Annotated in this window: 15 protein-coding genes; 10 read left to right on the forward strand and 5 right to left on the reverse strand. The window is 71.8% G+C overall.

The genetic code is table 11. The features are described 5' to 3' along the window. Positions 1-229: 229 nt before the first annotated feature. The gene (locus ABZ490_RS44765; RefSeq protein WP_359004131.1) at positions 230-1,135 is read right to left on the reverse strand and encodes an endonuclease/exonuclease/phosphatase family protein; all 906 of its coding nucleotides are present in this window, start codon (positions 1,133-1,135) and stop codon (positions 230-232) included. Positions 1,136-1,896: 761 nt separating this feature from the next. On the opposite strand from ABZ490_RS44765, the gene ABZ490_RS44770 reads away from it, so the two are divergent. Further along, on the forward strand, positions 1,897-3,135 hold the full coding sequence (locus ABZ490_RS44770; RefSeq protein ID WP_359004134.1) for a histidine kinase: 1,239 nt from the start codon (positions 1,897-1,899) through the stop codon (positions 3,133-3,135). Positions 3,136-3,151: 16 nt separating this feature from the next. Continuing rightward, positions 3,152-3,826 carry a response regulator transcription factor gene (locus ABZ490_RS44775; RefSeq protein ID WP_359004137.1) on the forward strand — a complete coding sequence of 225 codons (675 nt, stop codon included), beginning with the start codon at positions 3,152-3,154 and terminating at the stop codon, positions 3,824-3,826. Between the two features lie 96 nt (positions 3,827-3,922). Here the strand turns inward: ABZ490_RS44775 and ABZ490_RS44780 are convergent, their stop codons facing one another. Next, positions 3,923-5,062: a helix-turn-helix domain-containing protein gene (locus tag ABZ490_RS44780; protein ID WP_359004140.1), complete on the reverse strand. Its 1,140-nt coding sequence runs from the start codon at positions 5,060-5,062 to the stop codon at positions 3,923-3,925. 87 nt (positions 5,063-5,149) lie between these two features. Between ABZ490_RS44780 and ABZ490_RS44785 the strand changes: the two genes are divergently transcribed. Both ABZ490_RS44785 and ABZ490_RS44790 read left to right on the forward strand, forming a co-directional pair. Further along, entirely contained in the window at positions 5,150-6,205 is a 1,056-nt protein-coding gene (locus tag ABZ490_RS44785; protein ID WP_359004143.1) for a ferredoxin reductase, read from the forward strand. Between the two features lie 7 nt (positions 6,206-6,212). After that, positions 6,213-7,331 carry an acyl-CoA desaturase gene (locus ABZ490_RS44790; protein ID WP_359004146.1) on the forward strand — a complete coding sequence of 373 codons (1,119 nt, stop codon included), beginning with the start codon at positions 6,213-6,215 and terminating at the stop codon, positions 7,329-7,331. Positions 7,332-7,471: 140 nt separating this feature from the next. Here the strand turns inward: ABZ490_RS44790 and ABZ490_RS44795 are convergent, their stop codons facing one another. Then, entirely contained in the window at positions 7,472-7,936 is a 465-nt protein-coding gene (locus ABZ490_RS44795; RefSeq protein WP_359004149.1) for a MarR family transcriptional regulator, read from the reverse strand. A 101-nt stretch (positions 7,937-8,037) separates the two neighbouring features. On the opposite strand from ABZ490_RS44795, the gene ABZ490_RS44800 reads away from it, so the two are divergent. Further along, on the forward strand, positions 8,038-8,985 hold the full coding sequence (locus ABZ490_RS44800; RefSeq protein ID WP_359004152.1) for a zinc-binding alcohol dehydrogenase family protein: 948 nt from the start codon (positions 8,038-8,040) through the stop codon (positions 8,983-8,985). A gap of 544 nt (positions 8,986-9,529) precedes the next feature. Here ABZ490_RS44800 and ABZ490_RS44805 read toward each other — a convergent pair. Both ABZ490_RS44805 and ABZ490_RS44810 read right to left on the reverse strand, forming a co-directional pair. After that, positions 9,530-12,550 (reverse strand): non-ribosomal peptide synthetase, encoded by a 3,021-nt coding sequence (locus ABZ490_RS44805; RefSeq protein WP_359004155.1) that lies wholly within the window; start codon positions 12,548-12,550, stop codon positions 9,530-9,532. Positions 12,551-12,724: 174 nt separating this feature from the next. Beyond that, entirely contained in the window at positions 12,725-13,978 is a 1,254-nt protein-coding gene (locus tag ABZ490_RS44810) for a helix-turn-helix domain-containing protein (RefSeq protein WP_359004157.1), read from the reverse strand. A gap of 186 nt (positions 13,979-14,164) precedes the next feature. Between ABZ490_RS44810 and ABZ490_RS44815 the strand changes: the two genes are divergently transcribed. From ABZ490_RS44815 to ABZ490_RS44835, 5 genes are all read left to right on the forward strand, one after another. Then, positions 14,165-14,890, forward strand: a complete 726-nt coding sequence (locus tag ABZ490_RS44815) for a response regulator transcription factor (protein ID WP_359004160.1) — start codon at positions 14,165-14,167, stop codon at positions 14,888-14,890. 1 nt (position 14,891) lies between these two features. Beyond that, positions 14,892-16,376 carry a HAMP domain-containing sensor histidine kinase gene (locus ABZ490_RS44820; protein WP_359004163.1) on the forward strand — a complete coding sequence of 495 codons (1,485 nt, stop codon included), beginning with the start codon at positions 14,892-14,894 and terminating at the stop codon, positions 16,374-16,376. A 540-nt stretch (positions 16,377-16,916) separates the two neighbouring features. Then, positions 16,917-17,969 carry a HAMP domain-containing sensor histidine kinase gene (locus ABZ490_RS44825; RefSeq protein ID WP_359004166.1) on the forward strand — a complete coding sequence of 351 codons (1,053 nt, stop codon included), beginning with the start codon at positions 16,917-16,919 and terminating at the stop codon, positions 17,967-17,969. 481 nt (positions 17,970-18,450) lie between these two features. Continuing rightward, positions 18,451-21,210, forward strand: coding sequence for a LuxR C-terminal-related transcriptional regulator (locus tag ABZ490_RS44830; protein WP_359004169.1), 2,760 nt, complete (start codon positions 18,451-18,453; stop codon positions 21,208-21,210). Beyond that, a complete protein-coding gene (locus ABZ490_RS44835; protein ID WP_359004172.1) occupies positions 21,207-23,756 on the forward strand; it encodes an ATP-binding protein in 2,550 nt (849 codons plus the stop codon). The genes ABZ490_RS44830 and ABZ490_RS44835 overlap by 4 nt, the downstream gene beginning before the upstream one ends. Positions 23,757-23,806: the final 50 nt, after the last annotated feature.

The raw sequence follows: 23,806 nt of genomic DNA on the forward strand, positions 1-23,806 counted from the left end.
TGCGGCGGGCGACATCGGCTTCTGGGCCTGCTCGACCGCCAGGTGGGAGCTTGGCGGTCAGCCCGCCCCGGGAGCGTCCGAGCCCGTGGTCGTCGACCTCGAAGATGCGGTGCCAGGTGCCGTCCCGTCCCGCTGCCAACGCCGGAGCAGTCCGTACCCCGTTGCCCATGGACCCCACCGCTCGCGCACCTCCCCCATAGGCACGCTTGTTGTCACCGGGACCACTCCTTCAGCGCACTGCGATCCGGGCGGTGACCGGCAAATGATCGCTGCCTGTGGGGGGCATGGTGCGGATATGGCCGACGGTCGCCGAGCGGGCCATGATCTGGTCGATCCGGGCCACAGGGAAGACGGCCGGGAAGCTGAAGGCGAAGCCCCGCTCCGCCACGTTCATCCGTGAGGTCAGCGGGGCCAGCCCACGGTCGTCGACTGTGCCGTTGAGGTCGCCCAGCAGGATTACCGATGCCAGCTTCTCGGCGGCGACGGCCCTGCCCGGCAGGCCGGCGCTTTCGTCACGCCAGGAGGATGCGAGGCCGCTCGCCCGGACACGGACCGAGGGCAGGTGCGCGACGTACGCCGCGATGTCGCCGTACGGCGTGTGGACCACGGTCCGCAGCCCGCGACTCCAGGTCTCCGTGATCTCACGGGGCTTGATGTCCACCACGCGGACACCCGTGAGCGGATACTTCGACCAGAGTCCGACAGTGCCCTGGACCGTGTGGAACGGGTAGTCCGGGGCGAGAGTCCTCTCGTAGACCGGCAGGGCCGGGCGCACCAGCTCCTGCAGCGCGATGAGATCGGGCTCGGCGTCGGCCAGGACGCGGGCCGTGCCCGCCGGGTCGGTGTTCTCGTCGCTGACGTTGTGCTGCACCACGACCAGATCGCGCGCGCCGGGCTTCGCTCCGGGCAGGAGCAGCCCGCCGAAGAGGTACGTCCAGGCCGCCGCCGGCAGGAGCAGCGCCACCAGCGCGGTGGCTGAACGGCACAGCAAGGCCCGCCCGAGCAGCGCCACGACCACCAGGCCCAGCCAGGGCAGGAACGCTTCCAGCAAACTGCCCAGGCGGCCAACGGAGTTGGGCACCGACCGGTGGAACGCCAGCAGCCCGGCCGTGAACACCGCGAAGGCGGCAGGCACCCGCCCCCGCGTCCACACCGACCCCCCTGTCCCCTCCCCCTTCTCGCCCTTGCCGCCAACCCACTGCGCGGCGCGGCGTCGCTCCCGTCGGAGCAGCGCTGCCTTCGCTGTGGATCTCACACCGCTGTCCGCCCGCTCCATCCGGCTTCCCGTCCGCTTGCCCTCGCTCCCCAGGACGAGCAACCAGTTGAATCGGTTTCCGCCTGCCTGCAAGTGCGTGCCTCGTCCTCCGGTGCTGATCCGGTGACAACCACCGTGCCTCGCCACCACGGAACGGCGGGTCGGCCGCTCTCGTGGGTGGCACCCCGGCACCGGAATACACCCGTCCGTCAGGCCGGCACGACAGGAGTGTCCATGCCCAAACCGCGCACCGATCTCGCCGACCTGGGCACCCGCCCCGGCGGCCCCGCCGGGTCCTTGGACACCACGGAGGTGCGTATGGGTGGACAGACGACCGCAGAAGACGGCTACGCGTGGTGGACCGACCAGCTCACCCGCCACCAGGCATGGCTCTCCCCCTCACCCTGCCGAGATGGCCTCGCCCCCAGCTCTACGGCTTGCATGAAGGACCTGCGAGCACCGCCTGTTCCCCGGGATGCCCCGCCCGCACCTGAAGCGCGCCCGGTCGATGGTCAAGGCCCGCCCACGGTCGTGACCTCGGCATCCCCTACCCGAAGAGCGGCCTCGTAGGCTCCGCTCGTCGGTCCGTCCGGCGGTCACGCGTGTTCTGGCGGCGTTGCGCGGCACATAGGCTGGTGTCCATGGCCCCGGTGGAGGAACGTCCGCGCGCACTGCTCGCAGGGGCCTCACGGGGGTGGGTGCGAATACTGCCGTGGGCTCTGGCGTTCGTGCTCTGCGTCGCCCTGCTGCCCACCACCATCGTGGTCCTCACCGCCGACTACGGCCTGAACGCAGGCGTCGCCGCCGGGTTGGCCCTCGCGCAGGCCGCGCCGTTGCTGCTCGCCGTCGTACGGCCGCTGCAGGCCTGGTGCGTGGTCTTCGCCGCGGACGTCGCCGGGGCGCTGGCCCTGCTCGCCGCCGGCTTCGAGGAGCGGCTGCTGTGGCCGTTGCCGCCCATGGAACTCGTCGGGTACGTCGCCCTCAGCCTCGCCCTGGGGCTGCGCGAGCGGCGCCGGACGCTGGTGCTGGTGTGGCTCGCCACGGCGGGCGCGAATGTCGGCCTGGCCTTCGTCGCGCCGCACGGCTTCGGGGCCGAGGAGTTGCTGTTCACCATCCTCGGCGGCGTCGCGCTCCTGCTGGGCGGCGTGCTGCGCGAGCGCTACGAGGTGCAGCGCAGGCTGGCCGAGCAGAAGACGATCAGCGAGGCGGAGCGCGGCCGGCGGACGCTGCTGGAGGAGCGTGCCCGGATCGCCCGCGAGCTGCACGACGTGGTGGCGCACCACATGTCCGTCATCACGGTGCAGGCGGACACCGCGGAGTACCGCCTCGACGGGCTGCCGCCGTACGTGCGGGAGGAGTTCACGTCCATCGCGGCGACCGCGCGGGAGTCACTCGGCGAGATGCGCCGCCTCCTCGGTGTGCTGCGCGACGAGGAGGCGCACGGCGAGCTCGTGCCCCAGCCGGGCCTGCGGCAGGTCGGGCAGCTGGTGGAGGCGACGGCGAGGACCGTCGGGCCGGTGGAGTTCACCCCCTGCGACGCCGAGGTGCCCGAGGCGGTCGGCCTGTCCGCGTACCGGATCGTCCAGGAGGCCCTCGCGAACGTCGTGCGGCACGCGCCGGGTGCCCGCACGCAGGTGTCGCTGTCGGTGACGGCGCCCGATCCGCAGGACGGTGCGCGACTCACCGTCCTGGTCGTCAACGGACCTGCGCCCCGGCCGCCCGGCGGGCCGTCCGGCGGGCCGCTCGAGGCGCACGGAACCGGGCACGGGCTCGTCGGCATGCACGAGCGGGTGCGGCTCGTCGGCGGCAGCCTCGACACCGGGCCGCTGCCGGACGGCGGCTTCCGGGTCGCCGCCCGACTTCCTCTCAACTCCCCCTGACTGGAAAGGACTTCACGTGACGACGCGCGTCATCATCGTCGACGACCAGGCCATGGTGCGGGCCGGCTTCGCGGCGCTGCTCGCCGCCCAGAGCGACATCGACGTGGTGGGCGAGGCCCCCGACGGCGCGCAGGGCGTCGAGCTGAGCCGCCGTACCCACCCGGACGTCGTACTGATGGACGTACGGATGCCCGAGATGGACGGACTGGAGGCCGCACGCCGCCTCCTGGCGCCGCCACCAGGGGTGACGCACCGGCCGCGTGTGCTGATGCTCACCACGTTCGACGTCGACGACTACGTCTACGAGGCCCTGCGGGCCGGAGCGAGCGGCTTCCTGCTCAAGGACGCGCCGCCGTCCGACCTGATCGCGGCGGTCCGCGTCGTGGCCTCGGGCGACGCTCTGCTCGCCCCTTCCGTGACACGCCGCCTCATCGCGGACTTCGCCAAGCAGCGTCCCGCCGCCCGGGGCAAACCCGCACTACGGCTCAACGGTCTGACGGAACGCGAGACCGAGGTACTCACCCTGGTGGCCCGCGGCCGGTCGAACGGAGAGATCGCGCAGACGCTGGTGCTGGCCGAGCAGACGGTCAAGACACACGTCAGCCGCGTCTTCACCAAACTCGACCTGCGCGACCGCGCTCAGGCGGTGGTCTTCGCCTACGAGTCGGGGCTGGTGACCCCGGGCGAGTAGGACGGCCCCGCCTCTCCTCCACCCCCTACCGGGGTAGCACCTCCACCTTGGCTCCCCCGCTCGCGGGTGCGGTCGTGGACGGCCGGGAGTTCTGCGTCAGCCGGCCCGAAGACCGACCGCCAGCGTCAGTTCGAGGACCCGGTGCGGTGAGGCGAGGTCCGGGAACAGTTCCCGCAGCTGCGACATCCGGTACCGGACGGTCTGGGGATGGACGAACAGCGCCGCCGCCACCTCGTCCCGTCTGCCCTGGTGCAGCAGCCACTCCCGCAGCGTCTCCTCCAGCCGCCGTGCGGTCGCGACGGGCAGGGTCCGCAGCGGTGCGAGGGCCCGGGCACGCAGGTCTGCGAACGCGTCCGCGTCGGCGCTCAGCACCAGCTCGGGCAGGTGGTCCTCGGTGTCGCGGATGCCGGAGGAGAGGGAGCGGGCGCGCACGGCTCGTGCGTACGAGGCGGACGCACGGGTCCAGGGCCGGGCCGGGCCGGCCACGGCGGTACGGCCGGTCAGCTGCCGCAGGAGATGGGGCCGGTCGGCGTCGGGGACGAGCAGCACACCGGTGGCGTCCGGCAGATCGTCGAGGACGAGGGTGTTCGGGTCGAGCGCGCGATAGGCGGGCCGGGCCTGGTCCGCGGGCAGCAGGACCACGGTCAGCGAATCCGGAGGCTGCCACGCGGCCCGCTGGGCAGAGGCCAGCAGCGTGTCCGGGCTCGCGCCGGCGAGGAGGTCGCGGGCCAGGTGTTCCAGGTGGCGCTCGTGGGCCCTGCCCCGGGCGGCCAGTTCGTCGGCGTGGCCCGCGGCGCTCGCGGCGGAGAGCTCGTCGATGTAGGCGAAGGTCAGTTCGGCGAACCTGGCGACCTCTGCGGCAGGCAGACCTGCGGGTACCGCACCGGCCGCCAGGCACCGCCAGGCCACGCGGGCGCCAACGCGGTAGGCGCTGAGCAGGGCGTCCATCGAGCGGCCGTCGCGGACCTCGCCGCGGCCCAGCTCGTAGGCCGCGTCACCGGCGTCGCCGCTTGTGGCGTTCCCGCTCGCGAGGTCCAGGTAGTGCCCCAGGGCGGTGCGGACGGCGCGGCGGATGGAGCCGCCCATACGGCCCGAAAGGGCGCCCGCGTAGGGAGGGACCTCGTCGATGATCGCCTGGACGACCTCGTCGGCGGTGGTCCTCAGCGCGGCCCGAAGCACGGTGACCGTCGTCTCGTCCAGGGCCGGTTCGCCGGCCCTCCGAATTGCATGACTCACGTTTTTGTTCCCTGCGAACAATCCAGCCGACCAGATTCACATCCTGCGGTCAGGACTTTACGCCCTGCGGCGCAGCAAGCTGGGCTCATGACGAGTACAGCCCTCCGCGGCAGGACGTGGAAACTGCTGGAGATGGTCACGACGCCGCTGCTGCCGTCGGACTACCTCGACCTGGTCAGCCCGCTGCGTGCGGGCGCCGACCTGCGAGGGCGCATCGAGGCCGTGCACCCCGAGACGGGTGACGCCGCGACCGTCGTGATCAGGCCGGGACGGGGCTGGCGCGGCCACACGGCCGGTCAGTACGTGCGGATCGGGGTCGACGTCGACGGGGTGCGCCTGTGGCGTGCCTACTCCATCACCTCGCCGACACACCGCAAGGACGGCCGGGTCACGATCACCGTGAAGGCGATCCCGGACGGCAAGGTCAGCAACCACCTGGTCCGCCGGGCAGAACCGGGCACGCTGATCCAGCTCGACCAGGCGACCGGTGACTTCGTGCTGCCGCAGGCCCGGCCCGCCAAGGTGCTCTACCTGACGGCCGGCAGCGGCATCACGCCCGTGATGGGCATGCTGCGCGACACCGAGCTCGACGACGTCGTCATGGTCCACTGCGCGCCGCAGCCGCAGGACGTGATCTTCCGCGACGAACTGCATGGCCTGGTCGCGGACAAGAAGCTGCGGCTCGTCGAGGTGCACACCGACACGGACGGCCTGCTCGACATCGCCCGTCTCGGCGACCTCGTGCCCGACTGGGCCGAGCGCGAGACCTGGGCCTGCGGGCCCGCGGGCCTGCTCGACGCCGCCGAGGAACACTGGCGCGAGCACGGCGTCCACGAGCGCCTGCACACCGAACGCTTCCGCCCCACCATCGTCGCCACCGGCGACGGCGGCGAGGTCACGTTCAGCGCCACCGGCAGGACCGTCGACGCGGACGGCGCCACGCCGCTGCTGGACGTCGGCGAGGAGGCCGGCGTGCTCATGCCCTCCGGGTGCCGCATGGGCATCTGCTTCGGCTGTGTCACACCGCTCAGGGCGGGCGCCGTCCGCGACCTGCGCACCGGCGAGATCACCGAGGCCGAGCCGGGCGTCCTCATCCAGACCTGCGTGTCCGCCGCGGCGGGCCCGTGCGACATCGAACGGTAGGAGCACCTTGACCGCCACCGACCCCACCGCCCACCTGAGCGCGGAGCAGATCGAGGAGCTCGGCCGCGAGCTGGACGCGATCCGCGACGAGGTGATCGCCAGCCGGGGCGAGAAGGACGCCGCCTACATCCGCAAGGTCATCTCGGCGCAGCGCAAGCTCGAGCTGGCCAGCAGGGGCGTGCTGCTGTTCTCGTTCTTCCCGCCCGCGTGGCTGCTCGGCACCGCCGGCCTGTCCGTGGCGAAGATCATGGACAACATGGAGATCGGCCACAACGTCCTGCACGGCCAGTGGGACTGGATGCGGGACCCGAAGATCCACTCCACCACCTGGGAATGGGATCACGCCTCGCCGTCCGAGCAGTGGAAGCACTCGCACAACGAGCTGCACCACACGTACACCAACGTGATCGGCAAGGACAACGACCTCGGCTACGGCATCATGCGCGTCGACGAGGACCAGAAATGGCACCCCTTCCACCTCGGCCAGCCGTTGTGGAACTTCATCAACGCCTGCTTCTTCGAGTACGGCATCGCGGCCTACGACCTGGAGCTCGGCAAGAACCTGCGCAAGCGCCGCCGCAAGAACCCGGAGTTCCGGGCGCGGGCCAGGGCCGTGGGCCGCAAGATCCGCAAGCAGGTGCTCAAGGACTACGTGATCCACCCGCTGCTGTCGGGCCCGTCGTTCCTCACCACGCTCGCCGCCACGTTCACCGCGAACCTGGTCCGCAACATCTGGACCCACTCGGTCATCATGTGCGGGCACTTCCCCGAGGGCGTGCAGGTGTTCGAGCGCCGGTCGATCCAGGGCGAGACGCGCGGCCAGTGGTACCTGCGCCAGATGATGGGCTCGGCGAACATCAGCGGCAGCCGGGCCATGCACTTCATGACCGGCAACCTGTCCCACCAGATCGAGCACCACCTGTTCCCGGACCTGCCGAGCAACCGGTACGCCGAGGTCGCGGTGAAGGTCCGCGCCCTGTTCGAGAAGTACGAGCTGGAGTACGTATCCGGGCCCCTGCCCAAGCAGGTGTTCTCCGCGTGGCACAAGGTCTTCCGGCTCTCGCTGCCGAACAAGAAGACCAAGGCCACGACACCGGACCGGGAGCGGGAGCTCGTCGCGGCCTGATCCCCGGCATCGGTTCAGATCCTCCGGCCGCACCGGCCGCACCGCCGGTGCGGCCGGTGCGGCGCGTCCTCGCGCAGCCGGCGGCCCGCCGGTCTCGGCGGCGATCCGTGTGTTGCTGTGCGGGTGAAGTCGTAGAGATCTCAGGTGACGGGCGGGACGGTCGCGCGGCGCGTCTGCTGGACCAGCACGGTGGTGGCTCTCTCCAGGAGGTCACAGAGCGCTGCGTGTTCGGAGGGTGTGAACGCGTCGGTGAGCGCGCGCTCAAGGATGATCACCTCCTGGTAGGCGCGGTCCATGAGCGCCCGGCCCTGGTCCGTGAGGCCGGCGATCTGCACCTTGGCATGCACCGGGGACGCCTGGCGGCGGATGAGCTGTTTGGTCTCCATGTTGGCGAGCACACTGCTCATGCTCTGCTGGGTCACCCCGCAGGAGCGGGCCAGTTGGGAGCCGGACATGCCACCCTCACGCGAGAGGGCCAGCAGCACCGTGTACTGGGTCATGGTCAGGCCGTACGTGCGCAACACCGCCTCGTGGTGCGCCATCAACGCCTGTTCCGACCGCCTGATCCGGGTGCAGAGGTCGTCTTCGACCGGGGCTTCCGCCATGACTCCCACTCCATTGACAGATTCATGTGTTGACTCAGGAACCTTATACACCTACGGTCCTCAACAGTCAGGATACTGAGTCACCACAGGGGGCTGTGACCATGAAGGCTGTCCTTCTCGACGCCGAAAACCACTACCGCATCACCGAAGTCGACGAGCCCGCACCCGGCCCCGGCCACGTGGCGATCCGCGTCGCGTACGCGGGGATCCAGTGGGGCGACACCATGGTCCGGGACGGCCACTTCCCCGTGCCGCGTCCCTTCGTCCCCGGCTTCGAGGCGTCCGGGCACATCGTCGCGGTCGGCGACGACGTCGACCCGGGCCGTATCGGTGAACCGGTCGCCGCACTGACCACCGCGGGCGCCTACGCCGAGGTGGCCGTGGCACCCGCCGTACTCACCCTGGACATCGGCGACCTGCCGCTACGGACGGCGGCAGGTCTCGGCTGGGGCGCGCCGACCGCCTACGACCTGATCCACACCGCCTCGCGTGTACGGCCCGGCGAGAGCGTGCTGGTCCACGCCGCCGCCGGCTCGGTGGGAACCCTGGCCGCCCAGTTCGCCCGGCTGGCCGGCGCCGGTCGAATCGTCGGCGTGGCAGGCAGCCCCGCCCGGGCCGACTACGCCGCCCGGTTCGGCTACGACCAGGTCCTGCTGCGCGAGGGGTTCCCGGCGGGACTCCGCGACGAGAGGTTCGACGTGATCCTCGACCCGGTCGGCGGCCCCACCCGGCACGCCGGCCTTGAACAGCTCGCCGCACACGGCCGGCTGGTGGCGTACGGCAACCTCGGCACCTACGAACCGGTCCTGGCCGACACCAACGACCTTCTCATGCAGGGGAAATCCCTCATGACCTACAACAGCAACCTGCTCAGCCAGACCCATCCGGAGCAACTCGCCGACAGCGCCCGCCGCGCCCTCGCCCTCATCGCCGACGGCCAGGTGCGCACGGACATCACCGCCGAATACGACCTCGCGGACCTGGCCAGTGCCGTACAACGGCTCGCCGATGGTTCCACCCACGGCAAGAGCGTCCTCCGGGTCGCCTGACCAGGCAGCCCACGGCTTTCAGTGCGGTGCGGCGGTGCTTCGCGGACCGCTTGTCGTACCCGCCCGCCGACGCCTGCGGGGTGCCGTCCGGATCGGTCCACAGCAGACCGTAATTCTGCGTCGCGCTCGTCACGGAGATCATCGCTTCCCCGTCCCCGGCAGCCATGAGCATGGCCCGGGTCTCTCAGCGGCAGGACCGTCTGTGGCCTCGGGCCGCAGAGAAAGAGTGTGGTCGTGAAGGGCGGTCGCCTACGCGGCGAAGGGCTCTGCGGGGCTTCAGCCGGACGATCGTCCCCGCAGGCAATAGGTGAGGCCCGGGGACACTGTCCCCTCCACGACCACACCGTCCACAACACAGTCCGCCGCATGGGCATTCCCGATGACGGAGCTCCGCCGCGCCGTCGACGATCCGGTGGTCTGGGCGCCGATCCATCGGATCGCCGGGACGCTGGACAAGACCCTTCCCGAGCTGGGGGCGCCCGGGATCTCGCCGAGACCGGTGAGGTCTCCGGTGATGGCCGTCCGTTGGAGAGTTGGCGATCCTTCAGGTGCCCGCACCCGCGGTGCGGGCGAGTTGGGCCACGTGGGACAGGGTCGGCTTGTCGATGATCGTGAGGAGGTTCGCCATGAACGCCTCCTCTCCGCCCTGGGCCAGAAGATCACGGCTGACTCCGGCGAGCATGGAGAGCAGGGCCAGGGAGTCCCCGCCCAGCCGGTGGAAGTCGGCCTGCTCGTCGAGTCGTTCCGGGGGGATGGCGAGGACCCGGGACCAGACCTCGGCCACGGCCCGGGTGACCGGGTCGGCGGGCGCGGATGCCGTACCCGCCGTCGTGTCGGTCGCCGTCGGGCCGTCCTCGGTGGCGAATGGGTCGGGCAGCGCACGGGCGTCCACCTTGCCGCTGACGGTGTAGGCCAGTTCGGAGACGGTGACGAACGCCGCCGGCACCATGTAGGGCGGCAGCAGCCCTGCCGTGTGCTCCTCCAGCTCCTTCGGGGTGACGGGGGAACGCGGGATGACGTACGCGCAGAGCGTCTTGCCCGTACCACCGGGCCGGGTCCTGGCCACCACCACGGCGCGCTCCACCGAGGGATGCCGCTCCAGCGCTCGTGCCACCTCGGCCGGCTCGACCCGGTTGCCGCGCACCTTGACCTGGTCGTCGTTGCGGCCGACGTACGCGAGGTCGCCCGAGGGCAGGACGGTGGCCAGGTCGCCGGTCCGGTACACCCGGGTGCCGTCGGCCAGCCGCACGAACCGCTCGGCGTCCAGGTCGGGACGGCCCAGGTAGCCGCGTGCCACCTGGGCGCCGCCCAGGTACATCTCCCCCGTCTCGCCGGGCGCGACGAAGCGACGCCGCTCGTCGAGCAGGTACACCGCGGAGTTGTACCCGGGGAGCCCGATCGGCACCGCGGTCGCGCCGCCGTCCCTGGCGTCGTCGAAGACATGCGCCGTGCAGCCGACGGTGACCTCGGTCGGGCCGTACTGGTTGATGATCCGGCACTTCGGCCCGAACATCCGCTGCGCCCGGGCGGCGACCTCCACCCGGAGCTGCTCACCGGTGATGATCACACCGGTGCAGTCGGTGGGCCGGAGGTCCAGCTGGCCGATCAGATCGAGGTGGGAGGGGGTGAGGTTGAGCATGGTGGCGCCGGATCGTTCCAGCAGTCTGCGCAGCGTGAGGTGGTTGATGCGGTCGGGCACCAGCACGATCGCCCCGCCCGCCATGGCCGGTCCGAAGACCGATGTCATGGAGACGTCGAAGGACAGCGAGGTCATCAGGGTGAGTCTGGTCTGCGGACCGATCTGGAACATGTCCAGGGCCCAGTGCAGATAGTTCAGCAGGTTCCCGTGCTCGATCAGCACGCCCTTGGGCCGGCCGGTCGATCCGGAGGTGTAGATCACGTACGCCAGGTCGTCCGGCCCCGGCCGGACGTCGGGGAACTCGGCCTGGTCGGGCTCGTCTCGGGAGAGGTCGTCGAGCGGCAGCGGGGCGCAGCCGGACGGGAAGAGGTCCCGTCCCTCGTACCCCTGTTGGACCAGGCAGTGGCGCACGCCCGCATCGGCCAGGACGTCGGCGAGCCGGTGGTCCGGGTGCAGCGGGTCCAGGGGAAGGAAGGCCGCCCCGGCCCGGAGGACTCCCCAGATGCCCGCGACAGCCGCCACCGTGCGGTCGGCGAGCAGCCCTACAACGGAGTCCCGGCCCACACCGAGGCGGCGCAGTGCGTGGGCCACGGCGTCGGCGCGGCGACTGATCTCGTCGTACGTGACGTCGCCCTCGGGGCCGGTGAGCGCCACCGTGTCCGGCGCCTGCCGTACCTGGGCGCGGATGAGCTCCATCAGGCCCTCGGTGCGCACCGTGTGTGCGGTCAGGTTGCCGTCCCAGTGGCGGTTCCGGGACGGCGACAGCGCCTCCTCCACCGTGTCGAGCAGTTCCTCCGCGCGTTGCGCCACGCCGGGGGCGTCCAGCCAGGAGACCGTGACCTCGGTGCGGTCGCCGGAGTCCATCAGGTCGACGGCCGGAGGAGCGCCGGGGCCGGTGCCGCCCAGGGTGTACATCGCGGTGGCGCGGAAGCCGTCGGTGGAGACGTCGGCGAGGTCGAAGGTGCCGAGGTGGGTGACGAAGGCCAGCCCCGAGTAGCGGTCCGAGCGGGCGGCCGCCCGGGCGACGGCCTTGGAGAGCAGCCGTATGGCCGCCCTCGGCACACGCATCATGTTCGGCTCGGTACGCAGGGCGACCTCTTCGCCGTCGGCCAGCGCGGTGAGGAGTTTCCGGTGGATGTGCTCCCAGTCGTCGCCGCCGTCGACGTCGAGGATCACCGCCTGCGACAGCCACGCCGTGGACCGGATGTCCGGAGCGTGACGGCGCAGGTCCACCGGGACGAAGAAGCTCCCTCTCCCTTCCGGGCCGTAGGCGGCCGCGAGTGCGGCGGCGACCTTGGCGGTGGCGGCCGGGTGGGTGCCGTCGATGGTCCTGTTGCGCCACATCACAGTGCGGCTGCTTCCTGGCAGGCGGCCGAGCGGGGACGGCCACTCCAGGGCACCGGCGCCGCGTGGGATCGGGGGCAGTCCCTGTGGATACAGCGCCTCGAGGAACTGCGTGCTGTTGAGGGTCGACGCCGCGCCGACGGGCTCCTGCCCGCGCAGGACGCGGAAGACGTCCTCGATCCACAGGGCGAGGCCGCGGGCGTCGGTCACCTCGTGTCGGCCCCTGAACACGACGGAGGCCGGGTCGCCGGGGAACAGCAGCACTTCCAGGGGTGTGTCACGACGGCCGGCATGGGCCTGGAGGGCCTGGCAGTCCAGGCGTCGCCGGTCCAGGGGGCGGTCCATGACCCGCACGGCCGGGCTGACCCCGCTGTCCACCCACAGCTTGCCCCGCCGGACCAGCCGTGTGCCGGGCGACGCCGCCGAGGCCAGGCCGACGGCCCTGATGACGTCGTCCGGGGAAAGGGCGCCCTCGCCCTCGATCACATACTGGATGTCCTGGGGCATGGGCAGGCCGAGATAGGTCCACTCGGCCGGGGTGATGGCGCGGTGATAGGGGCGGCCGACTGCTGTGTTCTTCATTCGATCTCCAGGCGGGCGTGCGCATGCCACACCGGCAGGCGCCCCCATGATGGGGTGCTGATCGCTAGGGAAATCTCCAGCTCTGACCGAAATAGGTCAAGAAGTGGTATTGCGTCGACCATGAACCGGTATGGGGCCCTTGGGCCCCGGAGTGTCGGGCTCGGCCGAGCCCACCTAGGCCGTGGCGGTCTGGGGCGTGCCGTGGGGGGCTCGGACCTGGCGTGCCGCCGTGTGCAGCAGCGACGGGAGGGACATGCCGCGGGGAGCGGGGACGAGAGGGCTGACGGCAGAGGGGTCCCAGGGGTCCGACGCGGCCGCCGTCGTCGGTTCGGGCCAGGTCAGACCCGCGCTGCGCTGGAACCGGGTGACAGCGGCGACGGCGAGGGCCGCTCGCAGGGTGGACAGGCCACGCAGCCCGTCGAGACGCTGGCCGGTGAGCAGGCCGATCCGCTGAAGGCGCCGGTCCAGCGTGTTGCGGTGGATGCCCAGCCGCTCGCAGGCGCGGTGGCGGACACCGTCGGCGGCGATGAGGGCGGTCAGGGTGTCCCAGAGGACGGGCTGCTCGTTCAACGGCTCGACCATTTTGAGAAGCCGCTCGGAGACAGCCGGGGTCTCCGCCGCCCCGTACTCGACCAGGACGTCGTCGAGGCCGTACACCCCGGGCGGACAGTCGAGGGCGAGGAGCGTGGCGCAGATCCCGTCGGCGACCGTCACTCCGCCCGCCTCCTGTTCCGCCCCTGCGTCCGGCGTACGGACGGACAGGTCCTGCCAGTGCACCGCGATCCAGACCTCGCCCGGGAGATCCTTGTGGGCTTCGCGGGCGAGGGCGACGGCCTCTTCCTGAGAGGCCGCCGGCAGCAGCACGTGGGCGCCTTCGTCGGAGACCGGCACCACCGCGGCGGCCAGACCTCGGAAGACCCGGTCGATGTCGGCGATCGTGCAGGACAGGGCGCGCACGGCCAGCAGTGCGCGGGCCTGGCCGGCCACCCCCTGGGTGGGGTGCGCGGGGCCCTCCTCCCGAGGAGGCTCCGGCTCGTACGCACCGCCGGTCCCCACCTCGAAGAAGCCGCAGTTCAGCTCCCGGGCCACGAGTCGGCCGGCGTCACCGAGCCGCAGCACCATCACCTCGTGCGTCAGGGCGTCCGTGTCCCGGGCGCCCACCGTGCACCGGTTGATGAGATGGCGGGTCAAGCCGCCCACCATGCCGAGCAGTTCGTCGAGCGAGCGGCCGCGTCGCGCCCACGCCCGGCCCTCCGCACGGGTACGAGCCGCGCTCTGCCAGCTCCAGTCCCCCTGGCCGGACACCACCTCGGTCAGCGCCGAGAAGATCTCCCACCGGACTCTGCGGCGTCCTTCGTCGACATCCTCGATCCCCTCCGGGGTGAAGAGAGGATGAAGGTCAGGTACGGCCTCCGCGTATGTGGTCATGTCGGGAGAGCAAAGTCCACGAACTTCAGAGATACATCAAAGTCTGCTCAGAGCACGATCGGAAAACGATCTGCGGGATCGTCCCTGTGCCATCATGACGAGGACAGCAGGTGATCCCGTCTTCCTCGATTCCGCGGGCAGCTCTCGACAACAATGGGTTCTTACCGACTTCATGGTGCGCACACGATGAACCAGAGCGACACGTCCTCGAAAACGACCGTGCTCGTCGTGGAGGACGAGTCCAGCATCGCCTCCATGCTCTCCATGGCGCTGCAATTCCTCGGATTCGAGGTGGTCACCGCCGGCCGGGGAAGCGAGGCCCTCACCCTGGCGACCCACCGCGCCCCGGACGTGATTCTGCTCGACATCGTCCTTCCGGACATGGACGGATTCGCGGTCTGCCGGGGGCTGCGGGGCGCGGGCGTCAATGCCCCCGTCCTGTTCGTGACCGCCCGCGACGCGATGGAGGACAAGGTCCGGGGCCTCGAACTCGCCGACGACTACGTCACCAAGCCGTTCGACCTCAACGAGGTGGTGGCCCGGATCCGGGCCGTCATGCGCCGCGGACGTGAGCTCGTGCCGGTCAACGGCCGCAGGCTGCGCGCCGGTTGGGTGGAGCTGGACCAGGACACGCGTGAAGTCTGGCGGCACGGCGAGCTCGTGCAGCTGTCGTCGACGGAATTCGCGTTACTGCGCTATCTCCTGAAGAACGCGGACCAGGTCATCTCCAAGGCGCAGATGCTGGACCACGTGTGGAGCTACGACTTCCGGGGAGAGTCGGGAATCGTCGAGACGTACATCTACTACCTGCGCCGCAAACTGGGCGACACCGACCAGACGCTGATACACACCGTTCGCGGGGCGGGCTACCTTGTGCGGTCGGCCCCTCCCGAGCCCCTCAGGGAGGACTGAGGTGCCCACCGCCGCGTGCGCCGCCCCGAGGGGTGGCAAGGGCCGGGGCGCCCGGGTCCGTCCCGCTCCCAAGTCCGCGGTCCGCAGGCTCACCTGGGGCTTCCTCGTCATCGCGGCGCTCAGTGTGCTCGGTGCCGACCTCTACTGCGCGTCCGCGCTGGCGCACCGCCTGAGGGAGCGCACCGACCAGCAGATCACCCAGAGCCACCGCTTCCGGCTGGAGGCACTGCGTGCGGGGAAGGGCCTGTCTCCGGCGCAGGACGGCTCGGCGTCCCTGGTGGCCGACGGCCAGGGTGCCGTACGCCTGTCCACGGGGCCCGCGACCCTGCTCGACTGCCTTCCGTCATCGGCGAAGCAGTTGCGGGAGCGGGCCGGCACCGATCACCCCCTGCCGGTGGAGGGCGAAGCGGCCCGGGCGATCGTGGACCGGCTGCCGGACGGCGCGTACCTGGTGACCGCGCGGTCCACGAGCGCGGACGCGGCGACCGTGCGGACGCTGGTGGGCATCGAGACCGCCACCAGCGTCCCCCTGATCGTCATCCTCTCCTCGGCTGCCCTGTGGGGCAGCCGGCGGGCCTTCCTCTCCATGCGCGAGACGTCGCGCGACGCCCGGCGGATCGAGGAGAGCCGTACCGAGCCCGCACCGGACGTTCCGGCCGTGACGCAGCCGCTCAGGGACTTGCGGAGCGCCGCCGACACCCACAACTACCTGCTGCGGCGCATCGAGGAGGACTCGGTGCGCCGGCATCGGGAGGAGTTCTGGCTGTGCGAACTCGTGGACGCCGCCAGCCATGAACTGCGTACCCCTCTCACCACCATCACCGGATACACGCAACTGGCCCTGATCAGGGCACTGGACGACCCGAAGCGACGGGACCAGGCGATGGAGCAGGTCCAGAAGGAGTCCCAGCGCCTGATCGGCCTGGTCGAGGACATGCTGCTGCTGGCGCGGCTGGGGCTCGGCGGAGTGCTCGACCAACGTCCGGTGGATCTGGCCCAACTGTGCCTTCAGGCGGTGACCCGGGCCCAGCGGCTCGGCACTCCGCGCACGCTGCGCTGCGTGGTGGAGTCCTTCCCGCACTGGGTGAAGGGGGATCTGCGAACGCTGCAGCGGGCGATCGACAACCTGCTCTCCAACGTGCTGGCCCACACCCCCGAGGAGACCTGCGCCCAGGTCCGGTTGGGCCTGGACGGTGACCGCCATGTCATCGATGTGATCGACGACGGTCCCGGCGTGGCCGAGTCCGTGCGGGACCGCATCTTCGAACCCTTCTTCCGCGCGGCGAGCGCCGCGCCGAAGGATCCGCAGGTGCCCCAGCGACCGGGCCGCGGACTCGGGCTGAGCGTGGCGGCCGCGGTGGTCACCGCACACGGCGGTTCGATCCGTCTCGAACCGTCCGAACGGGGCGCGTGGTTCCGTATGAGTCTGCCCGCCACGGGAAAGGGGCGGCTCCTCGACACCGCCTCACCGGGGCAACGGCCCTGATCCGGACCGACGCGGCAGGGCCCTGCACACGGGCCGGACCCACGCCACGCACCCCGGTGAAATCCAGGGAATCCCCTAGATCCACGCAGCGGGAGTGCGTCACGGACGCCCGTGTTGCCTGCAATCCGGCCGGGGGATGGACCCGAGGACCCCGGGGACCCCGTGTCGGACCGCCCCGCCGCTCGACGACGCCCTTGACCAGCGTCTTCCTCCCGGGAGCCGCCGTGCGGGCGGACGGCTGCGGGTGCCTCACCGCCTGACGTACGGTCAGCAGGACTGCCCCGTCGAGAGGATCGGTGCCCCGACGCCCCGACGCCGCGACGCAGCGCCTCGATGACCGCCCCGCCCCTTCCCACCTGGCTTTATGGCGCCGTCGACACCCATGGCGCGTTGTAACGTCCGCATCACGCGCAGACTTGCCGTCACGAGAGGGCGCTTGGGTATCGTGCCGCCAAGCAAGGCTTGTTTTCGTTGTGTTGGCGCAAGGCACCTGGAACGGGCGGTGAGGTGTACCTTCGACAGACCAGCGAGGAGGCCGCGATGCCGGTGCCTCAGCTCCTGACCCCGCCTCGGACCCGGTACAGACGGGCGGCGGTCCGCATCCTGTCCCTCGTGGTCGTCCTTTTCGCCCTGTCCAGCGGGCCGACGCCGGGCAGAGGGCCGGCTCCGGCGGCCGGGGCGGGCGCCGCGTACGCGACGAACCGCCACCCGGTCGCCACCGGTCGCGGCGAGCGGGTGGCCGTGCTCGACATCGGCGCGTCCACCATGGGAGCGATGGGGCCGCTGTCGACGCTGCGGGTCCCCGGTTCCGGAGCGTTGCTCAAACTGGCCCTGCTCTGCGTGCCGTTGCTGTTCGCCGTCGGGCTCGGCGCCGAACTGCGCAGGGAGCGCGACCGACGGCGCAAGTCCGAACAGCGCCTGATGGCGTTCGTGGCGACCGCCTGCCATGAGTTGCGCAATCCGCTCACCGCGATCTCCGGTTATGTCCAGTTGGCCCGGTTGAGCGGACTCACCGACGAGGAGAAGTTCGACCTGGTCATGGCCCGCATGGCCGACGAGACCCGCCGCATGTCGGGACTCCTGGACGAGTTGATGCTGCTCGCCCGACTCGACCTGGGCCAGCCGCTGCGTCGTGAACCGGTCAACCTCGCGCAGTTGTGCCGCGAGGCGGTGGCCGACGCCCAGGCCTGTTCCCCGCACCATCCGATCCGGCTCACGATCCTGCCGGGCACCCACGGGGTCCGCGGTGACCGGGACCGTCTCTACCAGGCGGTCGCCAACCTGCTGGCGAACGTGCGGCATCACACGCCCGGCGGCACCCGCACCGCGCTGGGCCTCGGCACCGAGGACGGTTTCCGGGTCATCGAGGTCATCGACGACGGGCCCGGCATACCCGCCGAGTTACGCCAGTCGGCTTTCGAGCGGTTCGTCCACGGCGGACAGGCGGCCTCCCCGGCAGGGGAGGCGGACGCCGGCGGCGGAAACGGCCTGGGGCTCAGCGTCGTGGCGGCCATCGTCGCCGCGCACGGCGGCACGGTGTCCCTGGAACCCGGCCGCCGCGGGGCGTGGTTCCGCATCCGACTGCCCGCCTGAGCCCCATTCCCGTCGGCACCGGTACGGGAAATGCCCTGCGCGCAATGCCCGCAAGTCAGCCGCCCTTGGAAATGGACTCAAATTCAAGGTTATTCACAGGCCACGGACCGTTCACACCTCCTCCACATCCGAGCGAATTGGGTGAACCGGACACAATGCCCACCGGCGCAGACACTTCAGGACTTTCCCCGGCGCCGCCACGAGACAGACCCAAACCATTCCGATCGCGGGTCCTTCACAGGCCCCCATGTTGACAGAGCGAATCGGCTACAATCCAGAGCGTTGTGTGTGCCGACCGTGAACCAAGAACAAAGCGTCTTAAACCGTTTACAAAACGGTGGGCGCCTTATGCCCTTCACCCATGGGCCTTGTGAGCCGAAACCTTCGGCTGCCGTTGTGCGCACCCAACCTTCCCGCTCCATTTCCCTCCCCGCACCGAGCCCATCAAGTGTCCGTCCCCCACAGAACATTCGGTGGCCCCGTGAACCTCACCTCGGCCTTACCGGCCCATCGATCACCGAGCACGAGTGAGACCCCGGCCGAACCCCTGGTGGGCAGATCCGCGCTGCTCTCGGCGCTGGTGGACCTCATCCCCCGGACCGGCTCGGGGTCGGTCCCGGGCATGATGCTGACAGGACCTGCCGGAATCGGCCGCAGCGCACTCCTGCGAGCCTTCTGCGACCTCGTGGCACCCCGGACGTCCGTGCTGCGCGCCGGCCTTGCGGACGGAACCTGGTACGACTCCGCCGGTGCCGTACGCGGGCACACGTCCCTCGGCCGGGATCCGCGGGCCGAGAGCCCGCTGTCGTGCCATCAGCTCCACGAGACGGTGGTGGCACTCTGCCGGCGCGGACCCGCGGTTCTGGCCGTGGACGACGCGCATCTGTCCCGCCCGCAGTCACTGCGCGCCCTCGACTACGTCCTCCGCAGATCCCTCGGGCTGCCGCTGCTGCCGGTCATCACCGCCGCCCCCGTCGCCGAACCACCGGGCCTCGTCTCGCTGCTCACCCACCACGCGTGGACCACGGTCGCATTGGCTCCCCTCCCCGAGAACGACATCGCCGAACTGCTCACCCGGAGGCTGGGACACGCCCCCTCCCCGGCCCTGCTGCGTGCCTGCCTGGAGCACTCCGAGGGCATCCCCTCGGCCGTACACGCCTTCGTCGACCGGCACTGCGGCGCGCAGGGTGCGACAGGCGCCGGGACGGGCCCGGGCCCCACCACGTGCCCAGGCCCGGAGGTTCTCCCCTCCTCCGCCTCCACCGTCCTGTCCGCCGTGGCCGTACTGGGGTGCTCCGACGCCGAGTTGGTCAGCGAACTGATCCGGATGCCGCTGCCCGCCGTACGGCGGGCTCTGGACCACCTCACCGAACGCCGGCTCCTCCCCCTCGCCCCGGGAGCGTCGGCGGAGGACCCCGCCGACCATGTACCGGACGGCTTGTCCCGCGACGACCTCATTCCGCTGTACGCCCGCGCCGCCCGCCTCCTGGAGGACGCCGGCCGGCCGCCGGCCCAGGTGGCGGACGTACTCCTGCGGATCCGGTACGGCGGCGCGCCGTGGATGCTGGAGGCGCTCTACAGCGCGGCCCTGTACACCCCGTCGCCGAGCGCCGCCGTCCGCTACCTGTCGCACGCCCTGGACATCGGTGCCGGCGAGAACACCCACATGCTCCGCCGGATCAGGGCCCTGCTGGCCGACACGCTCAGCACCACCGCACCGAACCTGGCGGTCCACCACCTGAGCACCCTGCTGACGAGCAGCACCGACGGACACGAACTCGCCGACATCGCCCTGCGGTACGCCGACACCCTCGTCGTCCTCGGCCGCGGTGACGACGCGGCCCGGCTGCTGGCCGACGTGCTGGAGCACCGGGCCGGTGCGCGCAAGGTCGTCGTTCCTCAGGAGTGCAGGCCCGCCCTGGAGTCCGCCCTGCTGCTCACCGGTGCGCTGGGCCCCGAGACCATGCACTGGGTCAGGGAGCGTTCCCGGGTGTGCGGCGAGCCCGCCGGCAACAGCCCCGGCGACCGCCGGCTGCGGCTCGCCCGCGCCACGCTGTCGGTCCTCAGCGGCCGCCCCGTGGACGAGCCCCCCCGCCTCCCCGCGGTCGAGGGCCCCAGCACGCCTTTGGGTGATCTGTCCCTGATCGCCTCCGCGGTCGTCACCAACCTCACCGACGACAACACCACGGCACTCGAGACACTCGACCGGCTCCTCGGCAACCCGCTCCGGGGGGAACTCGACCCCAGCCGGATCCACGCCCTCACGGTCCGGGCCCTGGTACTGAGCGCGACAGGAGACCTGCCCGCGGCGGAGCGGGACAGCCGGCACGCCCTGGAACTCGAACGCCGGCGCGAGGGCCCCGCCGTCACATCGGCCGCCGTCTTCGCCTACGTACTCGCCCAGCGCGGCACCATGGCCGCCGCCGCGGCCGTCCTTTCGCAGGTCGACTCCGCGGAACTGCGGCGGCTCTCCTACATCCACCCCGTGTACTACTGGGCGACGGCCGCCGTGCGACGGTCCCGGGGCGACCTGCGCGGCGCGCTGATCGCGCTGCGCGCCAGCGGCCGGGCCCTGGGCCCGGACGGCGCCGAGTCCCCGCTGGTGCTGCCGTGGTGGCTGGAGGCGGCAGATCTGCTGACGGAACTGGGCCGCCCGGCCGAGGCCCGCCAGGTGGCGTCCCAGGGCGGCGCGCACGGCGCCCGCTCCGACACCCCGCGCGGCGCCGGACTGATCCTGCTGGCCCGCGGCCTGGCCACGCCGGGCCGCGCGGGGCACCGGCTCCTCGACGACGCCTGCGCGCGGCTGGCGGAATCCCCCGCCCGGTTGCTGCGGGCGCGCGCCGAGTACGCCCTGGGCTCCGCCCTGCTCGACGACGGCGACCCCCTGGCCGCCCGGCCCCGGCTCCGGACCGCGCTGGACCTCATGACCGGGTGCGGGGCGGGCAACGCCGCCGAAGGCATCCGGCTCCGGTTCACCGAGGCGGGCGGGCGGCCCCGTCGGCTCACCAACCTCCCCGACGACGCGCTGACGGCGCGGGAGCGCCGGGTCGCCGCCCTCGCGATGGCCGGCCGCTCCAACCGGGAGATAGCGGAAGCGCTCTACATCACGCGGCGCACGGTCGAACTGCACCTGACCCACACCTACCAGAAGCTCGGCGTGAGCGGCCGGGAGGAGCTCCCGGACGTCCTGCGGGCCCCTTCCCGGCCCCGTGCGACCCGGACCCGTGAGGGGGAGCTGTGAGCAGCCCGCCGGACCGCCTGACGACACCTCGAAAGCCCTTCCTGGCTCAGGTGGCCCCGCTGGACGGCTTCACACCGCTGTACGGACGGCAGGCCGAACAAGCGGCGCTGATCCGTATGACGAACCGGCTGGCCGTCGGACACCCCGGTGTGACGGTGGTCCACGGTGTCCCGGGCGCCGGACGCAGCCGCCTGCTGCGGCGGGGCATGTCCCTCGCCCGGGTCTCCGGTGTCCAGGTGCTCACCGCGGTGGGCACGGCCCCGTCGCCGCCCGCCCCGTATGCCTTCGTACGACAGCTGCGGTCGATCCGGTCCGCGGCGGGCGGCCCGGCCCTCGCCGCGGAGCCGCCCACGGAGGACTCGGTGCAGGGGTGGTGCCGCTACCTCCTGGCCACGAGCCGGCCGACACTCCTCGCCCTGGACGACGTCCAGTGGGCGGACCCGGAGTCGGTACAGGTGATCTCGGGGCTCCTGCGGCGGCTGGCGTCGGCGCCGCTCGGGGTGCTGCTGTCGGTCACCAGCGCCGACGGCGAGTTCCCCGACGCCTGCGCGGGGCTCCTGGACCAGGCGGCCGCCTTCCCGGACAGCCGCGGGCTGTCGCTCGAACTGGGGCCGCTGGGTGTGCCGGAATTCCACGCCATGTGCACCGCGGCGGCACTGCCCGTCCCGGAGGCGTCCGACGGCACCTGGTGGGAAGGCGTCTTCCCGCTGACACGTGGCAGGCCCTGGGTGATGCTGCGGGCCCTGGACACACTGCGCCGCGAGCCCGCCCTGGTGTCCGCCGTCGGCCTGCGGACGGCGCTCTCCCAGCAGATCGCGACCGCGGACAGGGACCGGGCCACCGAGTCGGCCGCGAAGCTGAGCGCCGGACCGCTCGCGCTGATCCAGGGTCTCGCCGTCTGCCGCGGGCTGCTCCCGCTGGACCGGGTCGCGGCCCTCGTAAGCCTGGCCGACACCGAACTGTCGTGCGCCGTGAGGACGTTGCGGGTGCACGATCTCATCCACCCGGATGATCCGCCGCAGCTGCGGATGACCGGCTGCACGGCCGGGCTGCTGACCGGCGTGGACGGCGACGAGCGTAAGCGGCTGCACGCGCAGGCGGCCCGCTGGGCGCACCGCTGTGACGCCGACGAGGAGGCGCTGGCCGGTCTGCTCCTGAACACCGTGCCGCTGGGTGAGCCCTGGGTTCCGCCGGTGTTGCGCCGCGCCTCCCGCACCCTGCTCGGTCGCGGTCGGCACGCCGAGGCGGCGGAACTGCTGGAGCGGACGCTGCGCGAGCCGCTGCACCTGGCGGAGCGCGCCGAAGTACTCCTGGAGGTCGCCGAGGCGTACGCGGTGATCGCGCCCGAGGCGTCGGACCGCAGGATCGCGGAGCTGTTGTCCGCGTCGCAGGTCCGTCGGCAGGTACGCGCCGCCGCCACGGACCTCCTGCTCAGCCGCGGCGAACCCCATCCCATGCTCACCGGGTCGGCCCGGTTCCGCGTGCGGTACGGCGTGGGGCCGACGGGTGTCCCCCCGGTGGGCTCCCCGAGCCGGCCGACGGACGTCCTGCGCCCCGGGCCGTCCACGGCACACGGGGCCTGGACGGCTGCCGGGCCCGAGCCGGGTCCGGACACCCGTGCGGCCCTGCTCGCGGTGAAGGCGTGGCGGCAGACAGCGCGGGGACACGACGCGGCCGCGGTGCGCGAGATCTCCCTGGAGGCCTTGCGGGAGCCGCTCGACGAGGCGCTGTCCCCCCGGTTCACCGCCTGCTGGGCGTTGTCCGTCGCGGACGCCCACGACGCCGCTCGCGACGCGCTGGACGTGGCGCTCGCCGAGGCCGGACGTCGCCACAGCCCCGCCCTCGTGGGGTGGGGACGGCTGCTGCGCGCCCAGCTGAATCTGCAGGCCGGCGCCCCGGACACGGCCGTGCACGACCTCAGCTCGTGCCGTTCCCTGGCACCGGCCGAGGTGTGGGGTCCCCGACGGCTCCCCCTGCTCCGGGCGATGGAGATCCGCCTGCTCGTGGCGCGGGAACGCTACGCGGAGGCCGGCCGGCTGGCCGGTGAGGAGCTGCCGCCCGGTGCGGACGAGAGCGGAACCTGGATCCATCTGCTCTACGCCCGCGCACAGTTGTACCTCTGCCAGGGGCGCCCCCGGCAGGCGCTGGCCGAGGCCGAGGAGTGCGGTCGGCGTACGGCGGCACGTGGGTGGTCCAACCCCGGACTGGTGGCCTGGCGCTCCCTGGCCGCCCTGGCCCACCTGGGCTGTGGTGACACCGGTCGGGCTGCGGAGCTCTTCGCCGAGGAGGCGCGGCTGGCCGAGCGGTGGGGTACCGGCTCCGCCCGGGCCTGGACCGATCTGCGCCGTGGTTTCGGCTCTCCGGCGCCGCAGACGACACGGCTGACCGACCGCGCGCTGCGCGGGCTCGGGCCCGACCTGGCCTCCCGGCGTTTCGTCCAGGCCGTCGTCGCCCGGGAGGCGGCCGGATCGCGCCAGGGGCGACGGGCCGACAGCGCGTCTCCGGCACCCGAGACCCAGGACGGCGGCCCTTCCAGGGGCCCATGACGCCGCGCACCCGAAACACCCCGCACTGCTCCCAGGCTCAACCACACCGC

Source organism: Streptomyces sp. NPDC005811 (assembly GCF_040630405.1).
Lineage (GTDB): Bacteria > Actinomycetota > Actinomycetes > Streptomycetales > Streptomycetaceae > Streptomyces.

Coding starts and splice junctions, on each gene's coding strand:
- ABZ490_RS44770 (WP_359004134.1), top strand. CDS start 1,897: ATGGCCCCGGTGGAGGAACGTCCGCGCGCACTGCTCGCAGGGGCCTCA.
- ABZ490_RS44785 (WP_359004143.1), top strand. CDS start 5,150: ATGACGAGTACAGCCCTCCGCGGCAGGACGTGGAAACTGCTGGAGATG.
- ABZ490_RS44795 (WP_359004149.1), bottom strand. CDS start 7,936: ATGGCGGAAGCCCCGGTCGAAGACGACCTCTGCACCCGGATCAGGCGG.
- ABZ490_RS44800 (WP_359004152.1), top strand. CDS start 8,038: ATGAAGGCTGTCCTTCTCGACGCCGAAAACCACTACCGCATCACCGAA.
- ABZ490_RS44805 (WP_359004155.1), bottom strand. CDS start 12,550: ATGAAGAACACAGCAGTCGGCCGCCCCTATCACCGCGCCATCACCCCG.
- ABZ490_RS44810 (WP_359004157.1), bottom strand. CDS start 13,978: ATGACCACATACGCGGAGGCCGTACCTGACCTTCATCCTCTCTTCACC.
- ABZ490_RS44815 (WP_359004160.1), top strand. CDS start 14,165: ATGAACCAGAGCGACACGTCCTCGAAAACGACCGTGCTCGTCGTGGAG.
- ABZ490_RS44825 (WP_359004166.1), top strand. CDS start 16,917: ATGCCGGTGCCTCAGCTCCTGACCCCGCCTCGGACCCGGTACAGACGG.